This window comes from Nitrospira tepida (assembly GCF_947241125.1).
GTDB lineage: Bacteria > Nitrospirota > Nitrospiria > Nitrospirales > Nitrospiraceae > Nitrospira_G > Nitrospira_G tepida.
The window spans coordinates 2530582-2556383 of record NZ_OX365700.1 but is presented as its reverse complement, the minus strand read 5'-3'; the positions used below and the strand labels follow the sequence as shown (position 1 = coordinate 2556383).

Here is a 25802-nt window from a genome sequence, read left to right as displayed (position 1 = left end):
CGACTAAGTACTGTCTATAATGTGCGCGCCCGCCGATCGGAGACATTGGTGGTCCATGTCGCCATGCATGATGAGTAGCTCAGCAACCATGCCACCGAATCTTCGCTCCGAATTGCGCTCGTGGTCCAGCTTGCATCCCTCCGTCACCATCCGCGTCATCGCAATCTGTGGCCTGTGGCTCAGCACTCTCGCCGCCTGCAAGGACGAGGCGACCTCGCGGCCGGCGCCAACCCCGCCGGAGGTGCGGGTCGCTCACGTCTCCCAAGAGGACGTTCCGCTTTACGGCGAATGGGTGGGCACGACGGACGGGCTGGTCAATGCGACGATCCAGGCACGGGTGACCGGCTACCTCGTCAGGCGCACCTTTGAGGAAGGCGCGTTTGTCAAGAAAGGTCACCTGCTTTTCGAAATTGACTCCCGTCCCTTTCAAGCCGCGCTTGCAGAGGCGAAAGGCCAACTCAGCCGGGCGCAGGCGCAACTCGTCAAAACCGAGTTGGACGTCAAGCGGGACCGGCCGCTCGCCGCGGCCAAGGCCATCAGCCAAAAGGAGTTGGACGATTCGATCCAAGCTTACGAGGCCGCAAAAGGATCGGTGGCTTCGGCCAAGGCCTCCGTCCTGCAGGCCCAACTCAACTTGGACTTTACCAGGATTGAAGCGCCGATCGATGGGGTCACCGGCATTGCCAAGGCGCAGGTCGGCGATCTGGTCGGCCCCAGTACGGGCGTGCTGACCTCGATTTCGACTGTGGATCCGATCCGCGTTTACTTTCCTATCAGCGAACAGGAATATCTCAAGGCCGCCAGCAAGGTTCAGGCTAAGTACCAAGCGCAGGCTCGATCGCAGGACGACGGACTTGAACTGATTCTGGCGGACAGCGCCGTCTACCCGCATAAGGGCAGCTATCTGCTCGTCGATCGTCAAGTCGACGTGAAAACGGGAACGATCCGGGTGGCGGCCACCTTCCCCAATCCGGGCAATCTGCTGCGTCCCGGGCTCTTCGCCCGGGTGCGCGCGCCCATTCAGACGAAAAAGGGCGCGCTCCTGGTCCCGCAGCGGGCCGTGACGGAATTGCAGGGAGACTACCAGGTGGCGGTCGTCGGGTCCAATAACCAAGTGGAAGTCCGAACGGTCAAGGTCGGAGAACGGATCGGCAGCCGCTGGATCATTATTGAAGGGCTCAAGCCCGGCGAGCAGGTCATTGTCGAGGGAGTCCAGAAGGTCAAGGCCGGGATGACTGTGACCCCCAAGTCCGCCGAATCGTCGTAAGGCAGGTGGGCGGCCCGATGGCCAGATTTTTCATCAATCGTCCAATCGTCGCGATGGTCATCTCGATCATCATGACGATCCTGGGCATCGTCGCCATGGTCCAGCTCCCCGTGGCGCTGTTTCCCAACATTGCTCCGCCTGAAATCAACTTGAGCGCGACGTACGTGGGGGCGGACTCCGTCACGCTCGAGCAGTCTGTGGCCACCCCGATCGAGCAAAAGATGAGCGGCGTGGACAACATGATCTATATGTATTCGGTCAACGCCGGCAACGGGCAGATGAACCTCCGCGTGGATTTCGACATCAACACGAAGCCGAACGACGATCAGATCCTGACCCAGATGCGCTACACGCAGGCCGAATCCCAGTTGCCGACCGAGGTTCGAAATTACGGCGTGACGATCAACAAATCGACCACGAGTCCCCTGGCGTTGTTCTCGCTCTACTCCCCTAACGGCGCCTACGACGATATTTGGCTGGCAAATTATGCCTATGTGAACATCAACGATCCCATGGCGCGCGTGCCGGGCGTCGGCCAGGTGCAGATCTTCGGCGCCGGCCAGTATGCGATGCGGTTTTGGGTGCACCCCGACGTTCTGGCCAAACTCGGGATGACCGTGACCGAGATCCTGGACGCGATCAAGAAGCAGAACACGGTGAACCCGGCCGGTCAGGTCGGCGCCGAACCGGTCCCCCCAGGTCAGGAATTCACCTATTCAGTCCGGGCGCAGGGCCGTCTCGCGAGCCCGGAGGAATTCGGGAACATTGTCGTCAGAGCCGCTCCGGACGGCTCCATTGTCCGGCTCAAGGATGTGGCCCGGGTGGAGCTCGGCGCGCAATCGTACAACATCATCAATCGGCTGAACGGAAAACCGGCGGCGCTGGTCGCGATCTATCAACTCCCCGGATCGAACGCGATCGACACGGTGGATCGCGCCAAGCGGCTGATGGAGGAAATTAAATCCCGCTTCCCTGCTGACCTTGACTATGTCGTTTCGCTGGACACGACCCTCGCGGTCCGCGAAGGGATCAAGGAGATCGTCCATACCCTTTGGGAAGCCTTGATCCTGGTGTTGATCGTGGTCTTCGTGTTCCTGCAAGGCTGGCGCGCGACCTTGATTCCGATGCTGGCCGTGCCGGTTTCATTGGTCGGCACGTTCATGATGTTTCCCCTGCTCGGGTTCTCGGTCAACACTCTCTCGCTCCTGGGACTAGTGCTGGCGATCGGGCTTGTGGTGGACGACGCGATCGTCGTCGTGGAAGCGGTGGAGCACCACATCGAGCACGGCCTGTCTCCGAAGGAGGCCACGCTCAAGGCCATGGAGGAGGTGTCAGGCCCGGTGATTGCGATTGCACTCATTCTTGCGGCGGTGTTCGTGCCGACAGCCTTCATTCCCGGCATCACCGGCCGCCTCTATCAGCAATTTGCCGTGACGATCGCCATCTCGGTCGTGATTTCCGCCTTCAACGCCCTGACCCTCAGTCCCGCCCTCTCCGCGCTGTTGCTGCGCCCGAAACAGCCGGCTCGCGGACCGTTGGGGATGTTTTTCGGTTGGTTCAACCGTTGGTTTGGCCTGGCCACCGATCGCTATGTGGGGCTCTGTGGGCATCTGATCCGCAAGGCCGGTCGGTCGATGCTGTTCCTGGCCGTGGTTGCGGCCGCCGCCGGTCTCCTCGGATGGCGTTTGCCCGCCGGATTTCTTCCCACGGAAGACCAAGGGTACCTGTACTTGAACGTCCAGCTCCCGTTTGCCTCCTCGCTTCAACGCACCAATGACGTCGCCAAGACAGTCGAGGGTATTCTGAAGGAAACCCCCGGCGTCCAGTACGCGACGGTGATTGTCGGGTACAGTCTCCTCAGCACGGTGGCCACGACATACAATGCTTTCTTCTTCGTGACCCTTGATCCTTGGGATGAACGGACCAAGCCGGAGGAAGGACTCAGGGGCATCTTTCAGCACCTGAACCGCGAATTAGGCCGATTGCCTGAAGCCCAGGCGCTCGCCTTCCCTCCTCCGGCGATTCCGGGCGTCGGAACATCGGGCGGCGTCACGTTCGTGCTGGAAGACCGATCCGGTCAGGACATCGCGTTTCTTGCCGAACAGACCAAGATCTTCATGGAAGCCGCCCGCCAACGGCCTGAGATTGCTTCCGTGAACACGACCCTCATCCCCTCCGTGCCGCAGATCATGGCCCGCGTGGATCGCGAGAAGGTCCTCAAGCAGGGAGTGAACCTGGGCGATGTGTATCAGACCCTCCAGGCCTTCATGGGCGGGGTGATGGTGAACTACTTCAATCGTTTTGGACGGGTCTGGCAGGTGTATGTCCAAGCGGAAGGAGAATTTCGCACGCGCGCCGAGAACGTCGGGCAATTTTTTGTGCGCAACGGGGACGGCGACATGGTCCCGCTCTCCACGCTCGTGACGACGGAGCGGACCCAGGGTCCTGAGTTCACGATGCGGTACAACGGTTATCGCTCTGCGCAGATGTTCGTCTCGGCCGCGCGCGGCTACAGTTCCGGCCAGGCGATGAAGGCCTTGGAGGAGGTGTTCAGAGAGACCATGCCCCGCGAGATGGGTTACGACTATATGGGGATGTCTTTTCAAGAGAAGCTGGCCGCCGAAGGGGTGCCCGCGAGCGTCATTTTCGGCTTCTCCCTGCTGTTCGTGTTTTTGATCCTGGCGGCCCAATACGAAAGCTGGACCCTTCCTTTCAGCGTGTTGCTCGGAACGCCGGTGGCGGTGTTCGGCGCCTTCTTTGCGCTCTGGGCGGTGGGACTTGAGAACAACGTCTTTGCGCAGATCGGGTTGGTGATGCTCATTGGGCTGGCGGCGAAAAATGCCATCCTGATCGTGGAATTTGCCAAGATCGAATATGAGAAAGGCCAGCCATTGGCTGAGGCCGCGTTGACCGGGGCCCGCCTCAGGCTGCGTCCGATCCTCATGACCGCCTTTGCCTTTATCTTCGGCATTCTGCCTTTGGTGTTGTCGTCAGGCGCGGGAGCCGTCGCACGGATAATTATCGGCATCACGGTGCTCGGAGGGATGCTGGCCGCCAGTCTGATTGCGATTTTTCTGATCCCGGTGACGTTCTACGTGGTGGAGCGGCTATCGCACCGTGCTGACAGGACAACGCCGGATCCGACGCCACCGGAATCTCCGCGCTCGATCGATGGAACATATCTGCCGGCGTCGGTTACCCAGTCGGAACCGCTTTCCTCGCACGTGCGCAGCGAGGGAGGGGCCCTGACATGAATCGATGGCTAGTCGCACTCGCGCTCGTGATGCCCATGGCGGCCTGCAAAATGGGTCCGGATTATGTCAGGCCGGAAAGTCACGAGGCGGATGAATGGCGTCTGGCTCCCGCCACCTCGGAATCGATCGCCAACCTGCCCTGGTGGGAGTTGCTCAGGGACCCGGAACTCCAACGGCTGATCCAGACCGCGTTACAGGAGAACCAGGACCTTCGAACGGCGGTCGCCAGCGTCGAAGAGGTCCAGGCGCAGCTCGTGATCGCTCGGTTCGATCTGGCGCCGTCGCTCGGATACGAAGGGCGGGCCTTTGTGTTCAAGACAGAACGCGATACGCTTGCCTTGCCCTCGGGAGGGACGGGAGGGATCACGATCCCGAGCCAGGTAGGGCAAGGAGGCACGCTCTCGAATGCGAATGCCTTCGCAGGCCTGAAATGGGAGCTGGACCTGTGGGGACGTATCCGCCGGTCGATCGAATCGGCGCACGCGGTCTTGGCCTCCCGCGAAGAGGCGAAACGGGCCATCGTGCTCAGCTTGGTCGGCAATGTCGCCGAGGCCTACTTCGACCTCCGCCAACTGGACCTTCAAGTCGAAATTACCAAGCGGACCCTGAAGACCTGGGAGGACACGGTCAGGCTGTCCCGAATCAAATTGGAGCAGGGGGTGATTCCCAAGCTTGATCTCGACCGGTTTGAGGCTGAACGGGCCTATGCCGCGGCGCAATTGGCGGATCTTGAGCGCCAGGTCGTTCAAAAGGAGAATCAGTTTAGTGTGCTTCTGGGACGGAAGCCCGCCCGCATCGCGCGCGGGCTTGGGCTCACCGAGCAGAGCCTGCCGCCGGCAGTCCCGGCGGGCTTACCGTCCGATCTGTTGCGGCGGCGGCCGGATATCCTGCAGGCCGAACAGGAGTGGGTTTCGGCGACGGCCCAGATCGGGGTTGCCGAGGCCTTGCGCTTTCCACAGTTTTCTCTGACGGGCGCGCTCGGGGTGGCCAACACCCAGTTGTCCGGCTTTGCGCCCGGGGCGACCTTCGCCCAGACCGCCGGGGTTTCCGTCGCCGGTCCGTTGCTGAACGCGACCGCTCTCGGTTACCAGGTTAAGGTGGCGGAAGCTCGAGCCAGACAAGCGGCGGCACAGTATGACAGGACCGTCGTCACGGCATTCAAGGAAGTAGAGGACGCGCTGATTGCGGTCCAGAAGTCCCGGCAACAGCGGGAGGCGCAGGAAGCCCAGGTCCTCTCGCTACAGTCGGCTCTCGAAATGGCCGATCTGCGCTATCGAGGGGGCCGCGCAAGCTATCTCGACGTCCTGACGGCCCAGCGGACGCTGTTTGATGCGGAACTTGCGCTGGCCAGAACGAGACGGAATCAATTGACCGCCGTTGTGCAGTTGTATAAAGCTGTGGGGGGAGGCTGGTCGCCTGATGACGTCGCTCCGACTCAGGCGAACCTGTCCACCGTCTCCCGTCCCGAGCGGGTGAGCAAGGACTAACTGAGCAACGGGGTCCTGGGCCGCAACGTTCCGTGAAATTCTCCCGCCGTCGATTTCTCCACAGAACCCTATCATGGCCCTGCTTCCAGGCTTTTGGCCTCAACCATCCTTTGCACAGGCGATGCTGTTTCCAGTTGGCCCTGTGGTCGATGCGCGATGCCCGCTCCATGATGGCAGGAGATGGATTCATTGAATCGCGGTGGTGAACTGAAACCTGCTGCTCTCGACGATCCGGGTCCGGCATCGGGGGTGGCGAAGGTGCGCGAGCATCCCCGATCCCGCCGACATCTGATCCTGCTCGCCGTTCTTCCGTTCTTCATCCTGATCCCGGCTACGGCATTCGCCGATGTCGTGTTGCTGAAGAATGGAGACCGTGTCAGCGGGAAGATTCTGAAAATGGAAAGCGAGCAACTGGAAATCGACACGGCTTTTGCCGGCAAGATCCGGATCGGCTGGGGTGATATCCAAAGTGTACGGTCCGACCGCCCCTTGGCGCTGACCTTTTTTGCTTCCTCTTCCATTCCGGACGGAGTCGGTCTTCGAGATGGAGACCGAGTGATCGTCACCGAACTGGATGCGGAGGGGCCGATTCGCTTGTCGGACGTCAAAGCCATCAACGTCTCCGACCTCTACCACCGCGGCAACATCAATCTCGGCGGCAATGTGGTCAGCGGCAATTCCAACACGCAGGCTCTGAACGCCGCGGCCTCTTATACCTTGCGGCAGGACCGGCATCGGCTCCAGCTCGACGGCAAAATGAACCGGGGCGAGGCCAATGGGGAACTCACCGCGCAGAATGGGGCTGCCTCGGGCAGGTACGACTATCTCCTCACGCGGCAGATGTTTCTCTCGGGCGGGCAGCTCTTGGAGCATGATCGATTTCAGAACCTGGCCGTCCGCAGCACCGCCACGGCGGCGCTTGGGTATGATTTTTACGATCGCCAGACCCGTTCCCTATCCGTTGGAGCCGGCCCCAGCCTTGTGTATGAAAATTTCACAACGTCCCCGGACACCGTAGTCCCGTCGGCGATGTGGTTTGTTCGGTGGTATCAGGAATTCCGGGGCGGGGACGTCACCCTCTTTCATCACCACCAGGGGTTTCGCGATCTTGCGAGGGACGGAGGATTTCGCCTCAATGCGGACCAAGGCATTCGGGTCAAGGTCTACGGTGATTTGGCGCTGAACTTCGAATACGACTTGCGCTTCAACACCAAGCCGGCGCCAGGGCGAAAAACCGTAGATACGACGGCGATCTTCGGCCTGAGTTACGCCTTCGGCGATTAGAGATCACCCGGCCCTGTTGAGCGGAGCACTCTATCGGCCCGGCAGAACGTCCGCTAAGGGGAGCGTAGAAAAGTGGTGAAGGCTGATGGCTGCGGCGGATGCCACATTGAGGGATTCGACGGCCTCTTGGAGCGGGATGTAAAAGCGAACATTGGCCGCCAGCAGGAGCCGGTCCGACAGACCCTGACTCTCGTTGCCGAACATCAGCATGGTTTTTGCTGGTCGTCTGGTGATGGCCGACAAGGGAGTGGCGCCTTGAGGGTTTGAATCGGCGGCAAAGCAAGAGAGGGGGAAGGGGGCCAGTGCGGAAAAATCGACGTCCCGAAAGGTCGGAATGGTTAGGATGGTCCCGGCGGAGGCTCGAACGACCTTCGGACTAAAGACATCGGCGCAACCGGGGCTGAGCCACACGGCATCGAGCCCAAACCCTGCGGCGGACCGTATCAATGTGCCGACGTTGGTAGGGTCTTGCACAGAATCGAGATACACGGTCAGGAGAGATGGCCGCTTGGCACTGTCCAACCTGGGCCAGGTCGGTTGTTTGACGATGGCGAGGGCCTCTTGGGCGGTGCTGGTGTCGGAGAGGCGGTCCAAGGTTGCTTGAGGGCAGTGATACAGCCGAAAAGGCTGAACAATTCGGGGGGCGAGAAGGATATCCTGGTGCTTGGTCAGGAAATCCGGCGTAACAAGGAGGCTGTCGATTTGGTCTTGTTTGCGTCTCAGGAGTTCCAGGATCAGTTTGGTCGTATTGACTATGAAACAACGTTCCTGGTCGCGGGAGAACTTGTCTCGGACGAGCGCCCGCACACGTTTGGCAACTGTTTGAGAAACGCTTGGGAACGAGGGCACGATTCGATTCGGGGAAAGGAAGGGGTGAAGGCCGACCCACGCACCTGCCACACCATGGAGCGCGTGGACGCTCCGAGATGTGGCAGGTACCCTGGTTGGATTATCGGCGCTTCTTATTTGCTGCCGCTTCGGCTGCGCGAATGCGTTGCGCCCGAGCCTTGGCACGGCGCAATTCGCCCAGCTTTTCTCGGGTCCGCCGCCTTTGCAGATCGAGTTGCGCAATCTGGGCCCGCACGTAGGCCTTTTCTTGCTTATGCAACGAGGCGCACTCGGACTTGGAAAGGTTGACCCAGTCGCCGGAGCTTCTTGCGCGCCGCATACGCTCTTGCAAAGATTCGCGAAGCTGGCGACTTCGAAGCGAAATCAAAGATTTCAGCGCCTGCTCCCGTCGGAGAATTTCCTCTTCCTCAGCCATGATCCCACGCAAATCTGACCCGAGCATATTCCGTACCTCCTAGCGATTCCGCTGGCCTACTAAGAGCCGCCGTATTATACCTGAATCGAATCAGAGACTCCATCTCCATAAGTCATTGAAAAAACTATCATTTACGTTTATCTATGGCGGTTCTTCCTGCCTGTAAGCACCAAAATATTTGAGAAAGCCAGCAAAATGGCTCGGTTGCGATGGTCTTCCAGCTTGGCTATGATGCCGCCATGAGCGGTTCTCTCTACCTGCAAGCCTGGCGAATGGCCAAACGCCAGACGCTGGAAAGCCTGGCTGAAAAATCAGGCATGGAGCTTTCCTTTCTCGCAGCGGTGGAGACTGGAGAGGGTGATTGTACGGTTTCTGCCCTGCAAGCCATTGCCGGATCGCTGGGGATTCCCCCGTCTTGGCTCTATGGACACCCCGATGATCTGAATCGGCTCCTTCAATCGGAGGATGTGGAGGACGACGAATCCGGTAAGGCTCGCACGATCGCTGATTCCATCGACCCGGTGCTGGAACGAATTCTCCGTTCGGCAGGACGGGACCGTATGCTCTATGCCCTGTTAACGGCCCTCTTGCAATCGGGTGACGAACGGCTGACTCGGGCGGCCGAAGTCAGCCTGCGCAGCCTTGTCAAACAGGCCAATCAGGCGACACAGGCGCTGGTCCCCTGGCTCACCAGACCGTCCGGACATTTCGAGCCTCCGAACGATTGACCCAGAAGCCTGGATTGGTTATCGCCGGATGCTCGGCCTTCTGAGTCTACCGATCCGATCCACTGTCCTGCCGGTACAGTTGCCAGCCGATGAGGCCGACGGTCAGGACGCCGAGCCAGGCTCCGAACGGCGGGACCGCAAACAGTTGAAACGGATCGGAGCTGATCCATGGCCACAGCGAGCTCACGGCAACCGGAATTGCCAGGAAGATGCCCATCAAGGCCTCCCCGGTTACGAGACCTGCGGCAAAAAGCAGGCCGATCCCCTCTGCCTCGGAGGAATCTCGCCGTTGGCGGTTGGCTAAGGTGCGAATCAGCCCTCCGACCATGACCGCTGCGGTCAATTTGAACGGAAGATAGATCCCCAGCGCCACGGCTAACACCGGAACCCGAAATCCCCCCGCACGACGGGCGCATTGTTGATCCACCACAATCACTGCGGCGGCAAGGAGCGCTCCCAGGCCGACCAATGCCCACGGCAGGCCGCCATGAAACACGCCCTGGGCCAAACTGGCCATGAGCGTCGCCTGCGGCGCCGCCAACGGATGGGGATGGCTGTCGGATGAAACGCCGATGCCGTACTTGGCATGGAGGAGCGACAGAATCGGCACAATCACGATGGCCCCTCCCGTGACCCCGACCACCTGCATGACCTGTTGCTTCCAGGGCGTCGATCCGACGATCCGGCCGGTTTTCAGGTCCTGCAAGTTATCGCCTCCCATCGCAGCGGCACAGCACACGACCGCGCCGATCAGGATGGCGGCGGGCGGGCCGGCCGGATGCCCGGTTCCCATCAGCAGCAATAGCAAGACGGCGCTCAGCATGATCGTGGCAATGGTGACGCCGGATACCGGGTTGCTCGAACTTCCGACCAGGCCGGCCATGTACCCGGCCACCGTCGAAAACAAGAACGCCGCCGTTGTCATCGCCAGGCTCATCACGGCAGCCCACAGCATGTTCTCCACCACCGATTGATACACGAGCATCACGGATGCCCAGGCCGCGACCAACAGGACGATGAGGACGAACAACGGTGTGTCTCGCTCGGTGCGCGGAATGGCCTCGGTGCGCTCAGACGCTACCGCTTGTGTCCGTGCGGCAAAGACTCCGGCGGAACTGCGTCGAAGCCGGAACAACCCTTCGAGGAGCGGACGGCGGACCTGAACCAGCGTCCACAATCCTCCCACCAACATGGCGCCGATACCCACGTAGCGAATCTGCTGGCTCCAGATCATCCTGGCTGTCGTCAGCGCGTCAGAAGGCTGGGAGTCCGGCGACAGGCCATACAGAGGCAGCAGGATAAGCCAGCCGAGGATTCCGCCGGCGAAGACCACCGCCGCGATCTCAGCCTTGATAATGAACCCGACGGCCAGCAAGGCAGGCGAGAGATTCACGCCCCCGTAGAAGACCGTTGAACCGAAGCGAACGGCCCCCTCCGCGGCTTCACTCCACAGGCGAAGGCCGCTTTCGCCAAATTTGGCCCAGGCGCCGAGCAACGAGGCGATCATTAAAGGGCGGATGCCGTTTCCCCGACCGGAGGAGGCTGCTCCGGCCTTCAGCACTTCCGCCGTCGCCACGCCCTCGGGAAAGCGAAGCTTCGGATCCAAGATGAGCACCCGCCGAAGCGGAATCGTGAACAGGACGCCCAAGAGACCCCCAACGAGGGCCAGCAGGGTCGTCTGCCAATAGTCGAAGGTCTGCCAGTAGCCCAGGATCAAGAGAGCTGGCAGGGTGAAGATCACCCCCGCAGCAAGCGCTTCCCCCGAGGAGGCGGCCGTCTGCACGATGTTGTTTTCGAGAATGTTGGACGTCTTGAAGAGCCGAAACAGGGTCATCGAAACCACCGCCGCAGGAATTGAGGCGGAGACGGTCATGCCAGCGAAGAGACCGAGATACGCATTGGCGCCAGCGAGGACGACCGACAGCAGCAACGACAGAATCAGCGCCTTGCCCGTGATTTCGGGAAGATGGGTGGCGGCTGGAACGACCGGTTCATCGGTTGGTGTGGAAGAACGGAACGCAGCGATCTCATCGTGGGAATCCACCGGCATCGTGTCGTCGTTCATACCATGCTTTCCCTGACAGGTCCATCGACCCCTATGCTAGACTGAGCCCGATCTTCGGACCTGACGAATCCGTGATCATGATGAACCTGAACAGGACGATTGTTGAATAGAGAGAAAGGACAGGGTGATGAGCGACCCGCGGACCATCGGGAGCCTGGTGATTGATCGGTTGCGTGCGTTGGGCGTCGAGCATGTCTTCGGCATCCCCGGAGACTATGTCCTCACGTTCTACAAATTGCTGGAGCAGTCTCCGCTGCACCTGGTGGGCACGACGAGGGAGGACTGCGCCGGCTTCGCGGCGGATGCCTATGCGCGCATACGGGGCGTGGGGGCCTTGTGCGTCACCTATTGCGTCGGAGGGCTCAACACGGTCAATGCCGTGGCCTGCGCCTATGCGGAGCGATCGCCGGTCGTCGTGCTGACCGGGTCGCCAGGCTTATCTGAACGGGCCCGCAACCCCTATCTGCACCACATGGTGAGGGATTTCGAGACGCAGAAGGAGGTGTTCGAGAAGGTGACGGTCGCCGCCGTCGTGTTGGATGATCCCCTGACGGCTGCCCGGCAGCTCGACCACGCGATTGCGGCGCTCACACGCTATCGCCGCCCGATCTACGTGGAAATCCCTCGTGATCTGGTTCACGCGAGACTCCCCGTTGCCGCGCCCGCTTCGACGATCGCCGAAGAAGCAACCGATCCCGAGGTGTTGGCCGAAGCTCTTGGCGAGGTACGATCGATGCTGGTCTCGGCGAAACGGCCGGTGATCCTGGCTGGAGCGGAGGCGGGACGCTACGGCCTACAGGACGAGTTGGTCCGGCTGGTCGAGCGGTTCAACATGCCCGTCGCCTCCACGCTCCACGGGAAATCCGTCATCAGCGAAGATCATCCGTCCTATGTGGGGGTTTACGGGGGACTGATCGGGCGGGAAGAGGTGCTCCAGTTCGTGCACGACTCCGATTGCCTGTTGATCCTGGGATCGATTCTATCGGACGTGGACGTGCTCGACCCGCAGCGGCCAGAGCTGGCTAGCGGACAGGTCATCCATGCGACGGCGGATCGGATCGCGATCAAGCACCATCGCTACGACGGCATCGAGTTCGAGGCCTTCGTGAAGGGGCTGCTTCATCTGCAGATCGCTCCCTTCGCTTCAAGGACGTTGCCCAAGCCTGAAAGGGCGGCCTACCTCCGCCCGGAGCCGGCAGACCCCATCACCTTACAGGGGCTGTTCTCTCATCTGGATACCGTGCTGGAGGACACGACCATCGTGATCGCCGATGTCGGTGAATCCCTGTTCGCCTCGGCCGATTTGCGCGTCCGCCGGCGGTTCGAATTCCTGTCTCCCGCCTATTACACCTCGATGGGCTTTGCCGTCCCTGCCGCCGTGGGAGCCGGATTCGCGGATCGGCGCCTTCGCCCGCTGGTGTTGGTGGGAGACGGCGCGTTCCAGATGACCGGCACGGAACTGGCGACGGCCGTCCGCTACGGCCAGACTCCCATCGTGCTCATTCTCAATAATCGGGGCTATTCGACGGAGCGGGAAATCCTGGAAGGAACCTTCAACGATATTCACGAGTGGCGTTACGAACGCGTCTGCGAGTTGATCGGCGGCGGAACAGGATGGTGCATTCGAACCCATGGCGAGTTTGTGGAGTCGTTGGATCGAGCCCTTCGCGACCCCTCGACGCTCTATGTGTTCAACATTCTGTTGGACCCGACCGATCGATCGGCCGGCATGAAGCGGCTGGCAGGACGATTGGCCGAGCGGCTGACTGCTCAGCGGGAATCCTGAGCATGAGCGATCAAGTGAGTCGAGAAGTCAGGCTGTCGCCCGACGCCGAGCCTGAATGCGGCTGAGCCAGTTTTGCAGCCTCGCCGCTTTGCTGGCCTGCTCGGGATCGGCCGAACCACCGGATTCCTCGGAATGCGTCATGGTGTTGGGGGTTGCCATGGACACAGTCGCTCCTTCCCCCCTCCCATTGGACTCGACCGACCGGTCGAGTGCGGTCGTCTCATTCGTCGGACCACCGGCTCCGGCAACTCCCGCGGTGGAAGCTGGTTCGAGAGGTTGGGAGGGGAGGATTCTCGTGATTTTGGCAAGGTTCCGTTCGATGGCCTTGATCTCGTCGTCCAGCGGGTTGGTCATGAGGACGACCGTGCAGGACTTCCGCGCCGATTCAATGTTGCCCTCCGCCGCGTAAATTTTGGCCAGTGAGCGATGGGCCTTCAGGTTTTCCGGGCTGAGCGCGACCGCGTCCTCCAACATCGCCTTGGCCTTGGCATCCTCACCCATCTGCTGATAGATCGAGCCTAAGACCACCATCGCGATCACATAACCGGGATAGACGAGCAGGCCCTCCTGCAGCACGACGGCGGCTTTTTGCAACAGGCCGGCCTTCACATATTCTTCTGCCAACTGGACAAACACCTTGGAATGGGGGGCCTTCGCCCATTCGGCCGCCAACCGCTCGAGTCGTTCGGAAATGGATGGGTCTGGCACAGGCGTACCGGGCATGAAGTGGATTTAGTGGCCTGGGGAGGTGCGAACGCGGTTGTCGGGTTTCAGCTCGCGCACCCGGTCGAGCAGGGCATGAGCCGCCATACGCTTGGACATCAGCGGCAGTTCCGTCAGACGTCCTGTCCTGTCCACGAGGATGATTTGATTGGTGTCCGAGCCAAACCCTGAACCTTCGGTGAGCACGTTATTGCCAACGACCAAGTCCAGGCCTTTCTTCTTAAGTTTGGCCTGTGCATGAGACACTAGGTCCTGCGTTTCTGCGGCGAATCCCACCAGGAACTGGGTGGTTCGCCGGTCAGCCAGATCGGTCAGGATGTCCACAGTCGGTTCAAGCTCCAGCGCTGTCGGGAACTTCGCGTCTTTCTTGATCTTCTGTCCAGCCGGCCGGGCTGGCCGAAAGTCGGCGACCGCCGCGGCCATGATGACGATTGTTGACCAAGCCAGATGACCGGTCAAGGCTTTGTGCATTTCCTCTGTGGTCTTGACGGCTACGGCCTGCACCCCGGGTGGAATGGCAAGCGCGGTCGGGCCGGTCACGAGGACGACCTCTGCGCCCCTTGCCGCGGCGGCCTCGGCGACGGCATAACCCATTTTCCCGGACGAGCGGTTCGAGAGATATCGCACCGGATCGATCGGCTCCTGCGTCGGTCCCGCCGAAACCAACACCCGTTCGCCCATGAAATCCTGGCGTGGGCTGAGCGCCTCGATCAACGCATCCAGGATTGTCCCCTCTTCCGGAAGCCTCCCCCGTCCCGTCCGCCCGCTTGCCAACGGACCGACCTCGGGATCGAGCACCACCACTCCCCGTTCTCGCAAGGTGGCCACATGCCCTTGAACGGTGGGGTGGTCCCACATGCCTCCGTCCATGGCAGGGGCAATGACAATCGGGCACTGGGCGGCCAGCATGAGGGATCCCAGCAGGTCGTCCGCCAAGCCCAGCGCGATCTTCGCGATCGTGTGCGCGGTGCAGGGCGCGATCACGATCGCCTGGGCCTCCTCAGCCCAGGCGAGGTGCCGCATTTCGTGGCCGGCGGCAAAGAGATCCGATGCGACGGAACCTTGCGACAGCACTTCGAATGAGAGCGGCGTGACGAACTTGGCGGCGGACTGGGTCAGCACCACCCGGACGGCCGCCCCTTCTGCCTTGAGCCGGCGGAGAAGCAGCAGGGCCTTGTAGGCCGCGATGCTTCCGCACACGCCCAGAACCAGGCGGCGGCCGATGAGGCGCGGCCGTAGCGCAGAGGCCGCGCCCGGAGCGTCACCCTGCTCCTTCTGAGTCGGCTTGAGCCGCTTCCTTCGGGGAATCATCGACATAGTTGCTCAGCTCTTTCTTGATCTCGCGCGCGTCTTCGGCCGTCATCATGGCCATGCGCTCGTTCTCGAGGTCGCGGCCCTTGCGCGATTCCTTGATGGCGTCGCGGGCCTCTTTCCCGCGCAGGTACTGGATCTGTCCCTGCAGGACCTCATCAAGGGCCTGGGTCGTTTCCTTCGCGAATCGCGCTTGGCCGAGTAATTTCGCGCCCTGCATGAGATGCTTGGCCCGCTGGGCGGCCACCAGAACCAGCCGGTGCCTGGAGTCAAAACGATCCTGAATGTTCTCCGGTAACAACTGCAGCATGTCGCTCATGGACTCTCGCCCTCCTTGTCTTCCTTGTCGAGAATGAAATTGGCCTCAAGCCATCCGATGTCGAGGCGTTTGGTCTTGATCCGTTCGGCGATGAAAATGCTTTCCAGCTCTTTCAACGATTGCTTCAGATCGTCGTTGCGAACGATATAGTAATACTCCCGATAGCTCCAGACCTCCTCCCGCGCTTTCTTCAGCCGGCGCGCGATTTCCTCCGCCGAGTCTCCCGCCCGCATCTGCAGGCGCGTCCGGAGCGCCTTAAGCGACGGAGGCAGGATGTAAATATAGATTCCATCCTGGAATTTTTTCTTGATCTGGGCCGCGCCCTGGGTGTCGATCTCCAGCAGGACGTCCACCCCCTGGTCCAGCTTGTCCGCGATGGCTTTGCGGGGGGTGCCGTACCAGTGCCCATAGACCCGGGCCCATTCGACGAACTCCTGCCGTTCGATCATCTCCTGAAACGTCCGGTCGTCGATAAAGAAATACTCGCGCCCATGTTCCTCGCCGGGCCTCGGCTGCCTGGTCGTGCAGGACACGGAATGCCACAGATTGGGAACGATGTGCACAATCTGTTTGCACAACGTTGTTTTCCCCGTTCCCGAAGGAGCCGACACGATATATAGCAAACCTCGACGTTCCATCCTTGGGCCGACACCAGACCTTTCGACGATCCTATGGGTTGGGAGACGAAGACGGCGGTGGCTACTCGATATTTTGCACTTGTTCGCGAATCTTTTCCAGCACCGTCTTCATTTGCACGACGGTGGAGGCGATGCCGGCGTCGTTGGCTTTGGACCCGAGCGTGTTCACTTCTCGGCCCATCTCCTGCAGCAGGAAATCCAAGGTCTTGCCGATTGTCCCGGACTTGGCCAGCGTCTCGCGAAACTGCTGGAGGTGCGAACCCAAGCGAACCAGCTCCTCCGTGACGTCGCTCCGATCGGCCAGCAGGGCGATTTCCTGATGCAGGCGCGCTTCATCGACCGCAGGCCCCTGGAGCAGGCCTTCGACCCGCGCCTTCAGTTTGGAGAAGGCCGCTTCCACAAGCCGCGGCGCCTGTTCGGCCACCGTCGAACGGGCCCGCTCGATTGCGTCCAGATGTCCGAGAATCGCGAGGCTCAAGGCTTGGCCTTCGCGTTCGCGCATGAGAACCAACTCCTTCAAAGCCGCTTCGACCAATCGGCCGGCAAGCTTGAGCAGGGCCTTGTCCGGACCGCCGGCCTCCTCGGACACCGTGACCAGTTCCCGCACGCCGGCCAGGGTATTGATGTCGAGCCTCCCGCTCAGGCGAAGCTGTTTCTTCAGGTCGCGCAGGGCGCCGCAGTATTGCACCGCCAGATCGCGGTCGAGCGTGATCTGTTTGCGGCCCTGCCGGGCGCCGTTGATCGTCAGCGTGACATCGACGCGGCCCCGATGGCAATGACGTTGAACCGCTTCCTTGCAGGCCTCTTCGAACGAGGACAGACTCTTGGGAATCCGGCAGGCGATGTCCAGGAAGCGATGGTTCACCGATCGAATCTCCACGACCAGGGTTCCGTCTTTCCAGGCGGCTTCCTGGCGGCCGTATCCGGTCATGCTCCGTATCATTGAGGAGATTTTCCTTTCCATGGACAGAGGTCGTACAACACGCAGGCACCGCAGGTCGGGCGCCGCGCCAGGCAGACATAACGCCCGTGCAGGAGCAACCGTTGGGATCCTTCCGTCCATTGAGACCGCGGGATGCTCTTCATGAGGTCCTGTTCGATCCGATCCGGGTCCGCCGACTTGGAGAGGCCCAGACGCTGGGCCACCCGTTTCACATGGGTATCGACCACCACCGCCGGCTGTCCATAGGCATGTCCAAGGATGACGTTCGCCGTTTTTCTTCCGACCCCGGGCAGGGCCACGAGTTCCTCCATGGTGGACGGAACCCGGCCGTGAAACCGTTGGACCAGGGCTGTCGCGCAGGCCACCAGGTTTTTGGCTTTGCTCTTGAAAAATCCTGTCGGGCGGATCATGGACTCCAACTCAGGGATCTCGGCCTTGGCAAGATCGTTGGGTTGGGGGTACCGGCGGAACAGGGCCGGCGTGACCTGATTCACGCGGCGGTCGGTGCATTGCGCGGAGAGAATGGTCGCCACGAGCAATTGGTAGGGATCGGCGTGGTCGAGTTCCACCTGAGGCCGCGGATTGGCCTCCTTCAAGGCCTGAAGGATGGCTGGCACCGATGCACTGCCCGGACGCCTCACATCCCGACCCCGTTTGCCGGCCCAACGGCCGCTGTGCGCTTTCCTTGAAGGCGCGTCGAGTCCATATCAAGACAAGGGACCGGCAGGGCGCCGCCGGAGGTCATGGGGTCGCCGAAGGCCTGGACGCGGCACAGCATGCCGTCCAGATGGGCGATCAAGGGCGTGAGCGATTGCGGTTGCATCGCCGAAATCGCGAGGGCTCCGAACCGGCGGCAGAGCCCGTCTCGTTCGCTGAGAGGTATCTGATCGCACTTGTTGAAGACGAGCAGACGCGGGATATCGGCCATGTCCAGATCCCGGAGGATATCCTCGACCGCGCGGATTTGCCGATCCGGATCCGAGGCATCGGCGGCGACGAGGTGGAGCAACAGATCGGCGTCGCGCAGCTCACGCAATGTGGTCCTGAAGATGCCCATCAAGTCTTTCGGCAGATCGCGGATGAACCCCACGGTATCCGTGACGATCACTTCCCGATCGCGCGGGAATCGCAGCCGCCGGCTGGACGTATCGAGCGTCTCAAAGAGGCGGTCCTGCGCGGACACCTGACTCCGGGTGAGCACGTTGAGCAAAGTGGATTTCCCCGCGTTGGTGTAGCCCACGATCGAGACGACCGGCACCCCCTGGCGTTTGCGGCGGGCGCGCCGTTGGTCCTGATGGCGCGCAAAGGTGGCCAACTGCCGTTCCAGATGGGCGATGCGGTCACGCACACGCCGGCGATCCGTCTCCAACTTGGTCTCGCCCGGTCCGCGTCCGCCGATGCCTCCTCCCAACCGGGAGAGGCTCGTGCCCTGGCCGGAAAGGCGAGGGAGCAGGTAGCGGAGCTGCGCCAATTCCACCTGCACTTTGCCTTCGCGCGTATGCGCCCTCTGCGCGAAAATATCCAGGATCAATTGCGTGCGGTCGATGACCCGGAGGTCCGTGACCTCCGTGATCGCGCGGACCTGGGCCGGCGACAGGTCCTGATCGAAAATCAACAGATTGGCACCCTGTTGCAGCGCAGTGATCACGACTTCTTTCAATTTGCCGCTTCCCATCAGATACTTGGGATGGACGACCGGCGTGCGTTGGACGATGCGATCCAACACGGTGAGGCCGGCGGATCTCGCCAGTTCGGCGAGCTCGAGCAGGCGCTCTTCCTGTTCCATCCGGCTGCGCGTGCTGGCGCTGACCAGGATGGCGGGGTCCTGGCCGGCAGCGACTTCATGGCCGGAGGAGGACTTGGCGATTCGGTTCTCCAAATCGGAGATAAATCTCGCGCAATCCAGATGCAGCTCGTGAAAAGAGACCGGCGGGTTGACTTCATACACCAGGCCCGCGGCGTTGGGCGGCAGAAGGTGCGCCAGACGGATCTGGCCGGGATTTCCGTCCTCGGCTACGCTCAACTTTGCCAGCAGATCAAGTCTCAACAACGCCAGGTTGGTCAGGTCCTCCCGGGGCACGGCCTCGTCCCGAAGATGCGTGTGGACCAGCCTGGTGCCGCGCAAGGAGCGGTCCCCCAGACGAAGCTTGGACACCGCGGCAATCGGTTGAGCCCAATCGGCGCCGACCACGACGCGCTCCACCGCTCCCCGCCTGGTCAACAGGGCGCCGATCGGTCGACCGATGAGGCGGGAGAGTTGTGTACAACTCCTGGCAAGTTCGGCGGAGATGACCTTGTCGGCCGGCACGCGGCGGCGTGTCAGGTGCTCCAACTGCAAGAGGTGGCTCGGCTTTAATCCCGCAATGTGTCCGATGACGCTTTGAATGGCAGACGCTCCTTATCTATGAATGGGTGACTTGGGGGCTTCGCGAATTCTCGATCGCGACCCCGTTGAATGGTTCATCCGTGCCGGGAAACGAAGCATTGGCCTGGGACTCCATGTCCCAGGATGCCATTCGCCCTTGGCAATAGGCATCCAGACCGGCCTTGGCGATCATGACGGCATTGTCGGTGCAAAGCGAGAGGGGTGGGATCACGACCTCGATGCCTTGCGTGCTTGCAGCCTCCATCAGGCGCGCGCGAAGGCGGGAGTTGGCTGAGACTCCGCCCACGACCGCCAAGGTCCGCAGCCCGCTCTGGTCAACGGCCCTCAACGCCTTGATGACCAAGACGTCCACGATGGCTTCCTGATAACTCGCGGCGATATCGGCTGTCCGAGTTGGCTGGTCCCAATCGGGATGATCCCGCAGGTGATACAGGAGGGAGGTTTTGAGTCCGCTGAAACTGAAGTCAAGACTCGTGCGCTTGCCCAGAGAGCGTGGGAACCGGACGGCCTTGGGGTTGCCCGATCGTGCCAGCTTATCCAGTGCCGGACCTCCGGGGAATCCCAGCCCCAATAGCTTTGCGCCCTTGTCAAAAGCTTCTCCCGCCGCATCATCGAGTGTGCGCCCAAGGAGGCGGTATCCCGATGTACCGGCCGTCCGGTAGAGGTGCGTGTGTCCGCCGGAGACGACCAACACCAGGGCAGAAGACCTGCTCGCCGGACGGTCGATCCAAGCCGAGGCGATGTGGCCATCGAGATGGTTGACCGTGACCCAGGGAATCCTCAAGGCATAGGCGAGCGCTTTTCCATAACTCAACCCGACCAGCAGCGCGCCCGCGAGGCCGGGCCCGCTGGTGCAGGCGATCAGGCGAAGGTTTGCCCAGCCGGCGTCTGCTTGGTCCAGCGCACGCCGCGCGATCGACTCGATCGTTTCGATATGTCGGCGGGCCGCCAATTCCGGCACGACGCCGCCATAGGGCCCATGAGTGGCATGTTGCGATGAGACGATGCTGGATCGCACCCGTCCCTCCCAATCAAGGACGGCCGCGGCCGTCTCGTCGCAGGAGGTTTCGAGGCCGAGCACCAGGCCGGAGTTATTGGCAAGCATGGCAGGCGACGGGCAACCGGATCTGGAGCGGGAATCGGTCACACGATTGAAAAACACGAAGGCCCCCGAAATCCACGGGGGCCTTCGCTGGGATGGCAATGAACGCGGACATGCGGCCTGGCGTCGTGGTCACACCCCCGCCAAGGCGCCGATTTCTTCGAATACCGGCGCACCGTCTCGAAGGACCACCCGCACCCGGCGCGCCTCTTTGAACCGGCCCTTGATGAGCTCTTCGGACAAGGGATCGCCCAGGCTCCGTTGAATCGTCCGTCGCATGGGCCTGGCCCCGTAGAGCGGTTGGTAGCCTTCCTGGATGAGCCACTGCTTGACTTCGTCGCTGACCTCGATCTGGATGCCCTTTTCAAGGAGGCGATTGTTGAGTTCCGCCAGCAGAATATCCAGGATCGCGAAGAGGTGGACCTTCTCGAGCGGATGGAACACGACGATCTCGTCGATCCGGTTCAGAAATTCCGGGCTGAACGAGCGGCGCAACTCGCCCAATACCTCGTCCTTGATCTTGCGGTCCTGCACGCCGGCTTCGGCGCTCTGGAACCCCAGCGAGACGTTCCGTTGGATCAGCTTGGTGCCAAGGTTCGAGGTCATGATCACGACCGTATTCTTGAAGTCCACCTTGCGGCCCAGGCTATCGGTCAGGACGCCATCGTCGAGCACCTGCAAGAGAACGTTGAAGACATCCGGATGGGCCTTTTCGATCTCGTCGAACAGGACGACGGAATAGGGCCGCCGCCTGACCTTTTCGGTGAGCTGTCCGCCTTCCTCGTAGCCGACGTAGCCGGGAGGGGCGCCGAAGAGCCGGGAGCTGGTGAACTTCTCCTGGTACTCCGACATATCCACCCGAATCAGCGCATCCTCCGTATTGAACAGAAACTCGGCCAGAGCCCGCGCCAGTTCCGTCTTTCCGACCCCGGTCGGGCCGAGGAAGATGAACGAGCCGATGGGCTTCTTCGTCTCCTTGAGTCCGGCCCGCGACCGCCTGATGGACCGGCAAACGGCTGAAATGGCTTCGTCCTGGCCGATGATGCGGCGGTGGAGAAACTCTTCCATGCGCAGGAGCTTGTTGGACTCTTCCTCCTCAAGTTTGAAGAGCGGAATGCCGGTCATCTTCGACACGACATAGGCCACGTCTTCCTTGCTGATGACGGGCTTTTGCTTTTCCTGGCTCTTCTTCCATTCGCGCTTGGACTCCTCCAGCAGCTTGCGCAGCCGCTCCTCTTCCTCGCGGTGGCGGACGGCTTCTTCGAAGTTCTGCATGGAGATGGCCACTTCCTTCTCGCGCGAGACGCGCTTCAACTCTTGCTCCAACGCCTTCAACTCGCCGGGAAGGGCGTAGGTTTGCAATTTGGCGCGCGACCCGGTCTCATCGATCAGGTCGATGGCCTTGTCCGGCAGGAACCGATCCGTAATGTAACGGTCTGAGAGCTTCACCGCCTCCACGATGGCCTCGTCCGTGATCTCCACCCCGTGGTGTTCTTCATAGCGATCGCGCAATCCTTGGATGATCCGTACCGTCTCATCCAGGCTCGGCGGCTGCACATGGATGGGCTGGAACCGCCGCTTGAGCGCGCCGTCCTTTTCGATGTGCTTGCGATACTCGTCGAGGGTGGTGGCGCCGATGCATTGAATTTCGCCGCGCGACAAGGCCGGCTTCAACATGTTGGACGCGTCGATGGAGCCTTCCGCCGCCCCTGCTCCCACCAGCGTGTGCAGCTCGTCGATGAAGATGATGATATTCCCGGCCTGGGTGATCTCCTTCATGACCACTTTGAGCCGCTCTTCGAACTGGCCCCGGTATTTGGTGCCGGCGACCAGAGAACCCAAATCGAGCGCGATCACCCGCCGATTCAATAGGTTGTCCGGCACTTCGGAGGCGACGATCCGCTGGGCCAACCCCTCGACGATGGCGGTCTTGCCGACGCCGGATTCTCCGATGAGCACCGGATTGTTCTTGGTACGACGGCTGAGAATTTGCAGCACCCGCTCGATTTCGTCCGAGCGCCCGATGACAGGATCCAACTGCCCCTCCTGGGCAAGCTGGGTAAGATCCCGTCCGAATTCATCCAACGCCGGCGTATTGCTCTTGCGGTCCCGTTCGCGCGGCGCCGATTTCCTGAGAAACGTGACGGTCAACTGCCGGGCGGTCAGCAGGTTGGCGCCGAGGCTTCTGAGGATCTTGCCGCCGATTCCCTCCTCCTCCCGCAACAATCCCAGGAGCAGGTGCTCGCTGCCGATGTGATTGTGTCCCAGCAGCCGAGCTTCCTCGACCGCATATTCGATAACCTTCTTGACCCGCGGGCTGAAGGGGATTTCCCCGAACGTCATCGTGGTGCCGCCGCCGGGCAGGTTCCGCTCGATCTCAAGGCGAATCTGCTCTGGGGACAGCCCCATCTTCTTGAGAATCATGAGCGCAATCCCGTCGGATTCGCGCAGGATGGCGAGGACAAGGTGTTCGGTGCCGAGGTAGTCGTTCTGATGCCGTTCCGCCTCTTCTCTGGCCAGGATGATGATCTTCCGACCCTTGTCAGTGAATCGTTCGAACATCCGCCCTCCTTGTGGGTTAAGCGTTCAGGGAGAAAGCACGGAACCCAAGGAAAAATCTAAAGTTATTCTAATCGGCAGGTTGAGGCATGTCAAGGTGCGAACAAATCTCTGTGCACGCGATCTCGCGCGTACTGTTCTCCTGCGTCGCCTCGCATTTTCTTACATCACGTACGCTTCGAAATCATTCGATTATGGTGGCCTGCGTTGACTTCGCAAAACCGGCTCCCTAGTATCTGCCCGCCCGACTACACGGTTCCGATGATCCGGCGGGGCGATCGATGAAGCGGATCGGCATCCTGACCAAACCCAAGTTTCCCGATGTGGCGCAGACGCTGCACGAGCTGTGTCTGTGGCTGCGGCACCGGCAGAAGGACGTCTTGCTCGAATCGTCGACCGCGGCCTTGATCGATGAATGTCAGCCGTTCGACCGGCCGACGATCGCGCGAGAGGCCGACATGATTATCGTCCTCGGAGGAGACGGCACGATGTTGGGCGCCGCCCGTCTCGTTGCGGCACGCAACCCGCCGATCCTGGGCGTCAATATGGGCGGGCTGGGATTTCTCACCGAGGTGACGGTCGATCACCTGTTCGACGCGCTGGAGCGGGTGTTTCGTGATGACTTTGCGATCGACGAGCGCCTGATGCTCTCCGCCACGATGGAGCGGGCGGGTGAAGTCGTGATGCAATCCACCGCGCTGAACGATGTCGTCATTTCCAAAGGGACCCTGGCTCGGATGATCGAAACGCAGGTGGGAATCAGCGGGCAATTCGTGACCAATCTGAGGGGAGATGGGCTGATCGTTTCGACGCCGACCGGATCGACGGGCTATGCCCTCTCCGCGGGAGGACCGATCGTCAGTCCGGCGGCGTCGGCCTTCATGCTGGCGCCGATCTGCCCCCATACGCTGACGCACCGGCCCCTGATCGTGCCGAGCACGGTGAGCATTTCGATTTCGCTCAGCAGCAAAGACGCCGGGGCGATGGTGACGCTCGACGGGCAGGAGGGCATGGCGATGCAGAAAGGGGATGTGGTGATTGTCACGGCGTCCGATCACCGGACGCACCTGATCCGATTTCCCGAACGGACCTACTACGAAACCCTTCGCCTGAAGCTCAAATGGGGGGACGGGTGATGGATCATGCAGGAAGCGCGACTATTTGGAACGGATCGCGTAGATGTGGCCCAACATCTCCTGGTTGGTGACATACTTGAATTCGCCGATGCAATCCCCGCTCGCCTTCTGTCCCTGCTCCGCCTGTTGAAGCGCCTTGAGTCCGGCCGCATCAACGTACGCCGTCTTCCGTTGGACCAACAGATCGGTCAGCCGTTTCATGGATGATTCGATCGCCGCGCGCGTGACCGGCGAGAGTCCGGCGAGATAGCGGCTCACCACTTCCGCGCACCACTCCCCGTCCCGCTTCGCCACGCCGACCAATCCCTCGCTGGCCTTGCGGGCCCAGCCGGCGAGAAAAACGCCGGGGAGCACCTGGCCGGACGCTTCATCGTACGCCTGAAAGAGCGCGTCGTCCGGCTCATTGCCGGTCTTGTTTGGATTGGTCACGAAGACCCCGTTCTTGTAGGGAAGACCGACCGTCTCATCGACTTTATCGCCGACGGCGAAGACGACGCTGTCGACCGGAAACTCGTAGAACTGTTTGAGGCCGACCGCGGCGGTATCCTCTCCCTTGGGCTCCAGCTTCGTCTCTTCCATTTCGAGCGCCCGGACCCGATTGTTGGCGTCTACGAGCACACGCTTGGGCGAGGCCAGAAAGCGGAACCCGAATTTGGTCTCGCTGACCTTGGGCTCGCACTTGTCGCATTCCGCCAACATGTCCTTGAGGATGGCGTCGGGCTGCTGCCCCACCGCTTCGAGCCGCGGCCTGATCCGCTCGATTTCCTTCGCCAAGGCCTCTTGATCGAGGTTGGCGCAAATGGCTCGGATTTCTTTCGGATTGTATTTGCGTTCGGCTGGTCCGCGGCGGGCAATGGCCGTCACGCGCTCCACCTTTTTATACCGGCTGAGCCAATGGGCGATATCGACCATCACGTCGCCGACCCCGATGACGGCGACATGCTTTCCCATGTCGAACGGGCGATCGCCGAAGCCGGGCAGGCGATTGAAGTGATAGACCACATCCTTCGCGTGAAAGACCCCCTGCGCCGAATCGCCCTCGACGCCGATGGTCTTGGTTCCCTGGGCGCCGGTGGAAAAGACGATCGCGCTGGCGCCGAGCGACCGCAGTTGCTCGACGGTCAGGTCCTTGTTGGCGCCGACGGAGACGTTTCCGAAATAATGCACGTTCGGCCGCTCCAGGATATCCCAATAGGTCTTCTTCAAGCCGCCCCGCAGTTTAAGCTTGCTCGGAAAAATGCCGTACTCCGCAAGGCCGCCGAACTTGATGTCGCGGTTCAAAACAATGACTTCATGCCCGGCTTTCGACAACACGTTGGCCACCGACATGCCGGCGGGGCCTGCGCCGACCACGATAATAAGATGTGTAGCTCCGGATGGCTGATGAGCGGTATTCATATGCGACAGAGGTCCCCTTGTGCGATTGCGTGGGTTTGAATAAAAAAGGCAAAATTTTCGCGGACTTTAGCACAGTGACTTTTGAACTGTCAAAGGAGTGGAAGGGGCTCCTCGGCAATCCGCCGGCTTTCCTTGAGTCTATGCCCGCATTT

The 25802-nt window shown here is 61.3% G+C and carries 20 protein-coding genes; 7 read left to right on the top strand and 13 right to left on the bottom strand.

Annotated features, from left to right (window positions below; genetic code table 11):
* The first annotated feature begins 88 nt into the window (after positions 1–88).
* From QWI75_RS12105 to QWI75_RS12090, 4 genes are all read left to right on the top strand, one after another.
* Positions 89–1267, top strand: coding sequence for an efflux RND transporter periplasmic adaptor subunit (locus QWI75_RS12105; RefSeq protein ID WP_289268833.1), 1179 nt, complete (start codon positions 89–91; stop codon positions 1265–1267).
* Positions 1268–1284: 17 nt separating this feature from the next.
* Complete coding sequence (locus QWI75_RS12100) at positions 1285–4521, top strand: efflux RND transporter permease subunit (protein ID WP_289268832.1); 3237 nt, start codon at positions 1285–1287, stop codon at positions 4519–4521.
* Positions 4518–6008, top strand: a complete 1491-nt coding sequence (locus QWI75_RS12095; RefSeq protein ID WP_289268831.1) for an efflux transporter outer membrane subunit — start codon at positions 4518–4520, stop codon at positions 6006–6008. Before QWI75_RS12100 ends, QWI75_RS12095 begins: the two co-directional genes overlap by 4 nt.
* A gap of 180 nt (positions 6009–6188) precedes the next feature.
* Positions 6189–7292, top strand: a complete 1104-nt coding sequence (locus QWI75_RS12090) for a DUF481 domain-containing protein (RefSeq protein WP_289268830.1) — start codon at positions 6189–6191, stop codon at positions 7290–7292.
* 30 nt (positions 7293–7322) lie between these two features.
* Here the strand turns inward: QWI75_RS12090 and QWI75_RS12085 are convergent, their stop codons facing one another.
* Together QWI75_RS12085 and QWI75_RS12080 are read right to left on the bottom strand one after the other, a co-directional pair.
* A complete protein-coding gene (locus QWI75_RS12085) occupies positions 7323–8099 on the bottom strand; it encodes a TrmH family RNA methyltransferase (protein ID WP_289268829.1) in 777 nt (258 codons plus the stop codon).
* 142 nt (positions 8100–8241) lie between these two features.
* On the bottom strand, positions 8242–8583 hold the full coding sequence (locus QWI75_RS12080) for a hypothetical protein (RefSeq protein ID WP_289268828.1): 342 nt from the start codon (positions 8581–8583) through the stop codon (positions 8242–8244).
* 212 nt (positions 8584–8795) lie between these two features.
* Between QWI75_RS12080 and QWI75_RS12075 the strand changes: the two genes are divergently transcribed.
* Positions 8796–9284 (top strand): helix-turn-helix domain-containing protein, encoded by a 489-nt coding sequence (locus tag QWI75_RS12075; protein ID WP_289268827.1) that lies wholly within the window; start codon positions 8796–8798, stop codon positions 9282–9284.
* A 46-nt stretch (positions 9285–9330) separates the two neighbouring features.
* On the opposite strand, the gene QWI75_RS12070 is transcribed toward QWI75_RS12075, so the two are convergent.
* A complete protein-coding gene (locus QWI75_RS12070) occupies positions 9331–11349 on the bottom strand; it encodes an OPT family oligopeptide transporter (RefSeq protein ID WP_289268826.1) in 2019 nt (672 codons plus the stop codon).
* A 127-nt stretch (positions 11350–11476) separates the two neighbouring features.
* Between QWI75_RS12070 and QWI75_RS12065 the strand changes: the two genes are divergently transcribed.
* Positions 11477–13135, top strand: a complete 1659-nt coding sequence (locus QWI75_RS12065; protein WP_289268825.1) for an alpha-keto acid decarboxylase family protein — start codon at positions 11477–11479, stop codon at positions 13133–13135.
* Positions 13136–13162: 27 nt separating this feature from the next.
* On the opposite strand, the gene QWI75_RS12060 is transcribed toward QWI75_RS12065, so the two are convergent.
* The 9 genes from QWI75_RS12060 to QWI75_RS12020 form a co-directional block, all read right to left on the bottom strand.
* Positions 13163–13843, bottom strand: a complete 681-nt coding sequence (locus tag QWI75_RS12060; RefSeq protein ID WP_289268824.1) for a tetratricopeptide repeat protein — start codon at positions 13841–13843, stop codon at positions 13163–13165.
* A gap of 24 nt (positions 13844–13867) precedes the next feature.
* On the bottom strand, positions 13868–15175 hold the full coding sequence (gene coaBC, locus QWI75_RS12055) for a bifunctional phosphopantothenoylcysteine decarboxylase/phosphopantothenate--cysteine ligase CoaBC (protein ID WP_289268823.1): 1308 nt from the start codon (positions 15173–15175) through the stop codon (positions 13868–13870).
* Positions 15120–15488 (bottom strand): DNA-directed RNA polymerase subunit omega, encoded by a 369-nt coding sequence (gene rpoZ / locus QWI75_RS12050; protein WP_289268822.1) that lies wholly within the window; start codon positions 15486–15488, stop codon positions 15120–15122. Before rpoZ ends, coaBC begins: the two co-directional genes overlap by 56 nt.
* Positions 15485–16126, bottom strand: a complete 642-nt coding sequence (gmk, locus tag QWI75_RS12045) for a guanylate kinase (RefSeq protein ID WP_289268821.1) — start codon at positions 16124–16126, stop codon at positions 15485–15487. The genes rpoZ and gmk overlap by 4 nt, the downstream gene beginning before the upstream one ends.
* Before the next feature lie 61 nt (positions 16127–16187).
* Positions 16188–17057, bottom strand: a complete 870-nt coding sequence (locus tag QWI75_RS12040; RefSeq protein WP_289268820.1) for a YicC/YloC family endoribonuclease — start codon at positions 17055–17057, stop codon at positions 16188–16190.
* Positions 17058–17065: 8 nt separating this feature from the next.
* Complete coding sequence (gene nth / locus QWI75_RS12035; protein WP_289268819.1) at positions 17066–17686, bottom strand: endonuclease III; 621 nt, start codon at positions 17684–17686, stop codon at positions 17066–17068.
* A gap of 20 nt (positions 17687–17706) precedes the next feature.
* The gene (gene hflX, locus QWI75_RS12030; RefSeq protein ID WP_289268818.1) at positions 17707–19407 is read right to left on the bottom strand and encodes a GTPase HflX; all 1701 of its coding nucleotides are present in this window, start codon (positions 19405–19407) and stop codon (positions 17707–17709) included.
* 64 nt (positions 19408–19471) lie between these two features.
* Positions 19472–20560, bottom strand: a complete 1089-nt coding sequence (gene tsaD / locus QWI75_RS12025; protein ID WP_289268817.1) for a tRNA (adenosine(37)-N6)-threonylcarbamoyltransferase complex transferase subunit TsaD — start codon at positions 20558–20560, stop codon at positions 19472–19474.
* Between the two features lie 129 nt (positions 20561–20689).
* On the bottom strand, positions 20690–23119 hold the full coding sequence (locus QWI75_RS12020) for an ATP-dependent Clp protease ATP-binding subunit (RefSeq protein ID WP_289268816.1): 2430 nt from the start codon (positions 23117–23119) through the stop codon (positions 20690–20692).
* 278 nt (positions 23120–23397) lie between these two features.
* Here QWI75_RS12020 and QWI75_RS12015 point away from each other — a divergent pair, with 278 nt between their 5' ends.
* On the top strand, positions 23398–24252 hold the full coding sequence (locus QWI75_RS12015; RefSeq protein ID WP_289268815.1) for an NAD(+)/NADH kinase: 855 nt from the start codon (positions 23398–23400) through the stop codon (positions 24250–24252).
* A 21-nt stretch (positions 24253–24273) separates the two neighbouring features.
* Here the strand turns inward: QWI75_RS12015 and QWI75_RS12010 are convergent, their stop codons facing one another.
* Positions 24274–25650 carry an FAD-dependent oxidoreductase gene (locus QWI75_RS12010; protein ID WP_289268814.1) on the bottom strand — a complete coding sequence of 459 codons (1377 nt, stop codon included), beginning with the start codon at positions 25648–25650 and terminating at the stop codon, positions 24274–24276.
* Positions 25651–25802 lie beyond the last annotated feature (152 nt).

What these genes read in the sequence shown, in the direction of transcription:
- QWI75_RS12070 (WP_289268826.1), bottom strand. Translation starts at nt 11,349, where the DNA reads ATGAACGACGACACGATGCCGGTGGATTCCCACGATGAGATCGCTGCG.
- coaBC (WP_289268823.1), bottom strand. Translation starts at nt 15,175, where the DNA reads ATGTCGATGATTCCCCGAAGGAAGCGGCTCAAGCCGACTCAGAAGGAG.
- QWI75_RS12095 (WP_289268831.1), top strand. Translation starts at nt 4,518, where the DNA reads ATGAATCGATGGCTAGTCGCACTCGCGCTCGTGATGCCCATGGCGGCC.
- QWI75_RS12100 (WP_289268832.1), top strand. Translation starts at nt 1,285, where the DNA reads ATGGCCAGATTTTTCATCAATCGTCCAATCGTCGCGATGGTCATCTCG.
- QWI75_RS12010 (WP_289268814.1), bottom strand. Translation starts at nt 25,650, where the DNA reads ATGAATACCGCTCATCAGCCATCCGGAGCTACACATCTTATTATCGTG.
- QWI75_RS12015 (WP_289268815.1), top strand. Translation starts at nt 23,398, where the DNA reads ATGAAGCGGATCGGCATCCTGACCAAACCCAAGTTTCCCGATGTGGCG.
- rpoZ (WP_289268822.1), bottom strand. Translation starts at nt 15,488, where the DNA reads ATGAGCGACATGCTGCAGTTGTTACCGGAGAACATTCAGGATCGTTTT.
- QWI75_RS12020 (WP_289268816.1), bottom strand. Translation starts at nt 23,119, where the DNA reads ATGTTCGAACGATTCACTGACAAGGGTCGGAAGATCATCATCCTGGCC.
- tsaD (WP_289268817.1), bottom strand. Translation starts at nt 20,560, where the DNA reads ATGCTTGCCAATAACTCCGGCCTGGTGCTCGGCCTCGAAACCTCCTGC.
- gmk (WP_289268821.1), bottom strand. Translation starts at nt 16,126, where the DNA reads ATGGAACGTCGAGGTTTGCTATATATCGTGTCGGCTCCTTCGGGAACG.
- QWI75_RS12065 (WP_289268825.1), top strand. Translation starts at nt 11,477, where the DNA reads ATGAGCGACCCGCGGACCATCGGGAGCCTGGTGATTGATCGGTTGCGT.
- QWI75_RS12090 (WP_289268830.1), top strand. Translation starts at nt 6,189, where the DNA reads ATGGATTCATTGAATCGCGGTGGTGAACTGAAACCTGCTGCTCTCGAC.
- QWI75_RS12080 (WP_289268828.1), bottom strand. Translation starts at nt 8,583, where the DNA reads ATGCTCGGGTCAGATTTGCGTGGGATCATGGCTGAGGAAGAGGAAATT.
- QWI75_RS12105 (WP_289268833.1), top strand. Translation starts at nt 89, where the DNA reads ATGCCACCGAATCTTCGCTCCGAATTGCGCTCGTGGTCCAGCTTGCAT.
- QWI75_RS12075 (WP_289268827.1), top strand. Translation starts at nt 8,796, where the DNA reads ATGAGCGGTTCTCTCTACCTGCAAGCCTGGCGAATGGCCAAACGCCAG.
- QWI75_RS12040 (WP_289268820.1), bottom strand. Translation starts at nt 17,057, where the DNA reads ATGACCGGATACGGCCGCCAGGAAGCCGCCTGGAAAGACGGAACCCTG.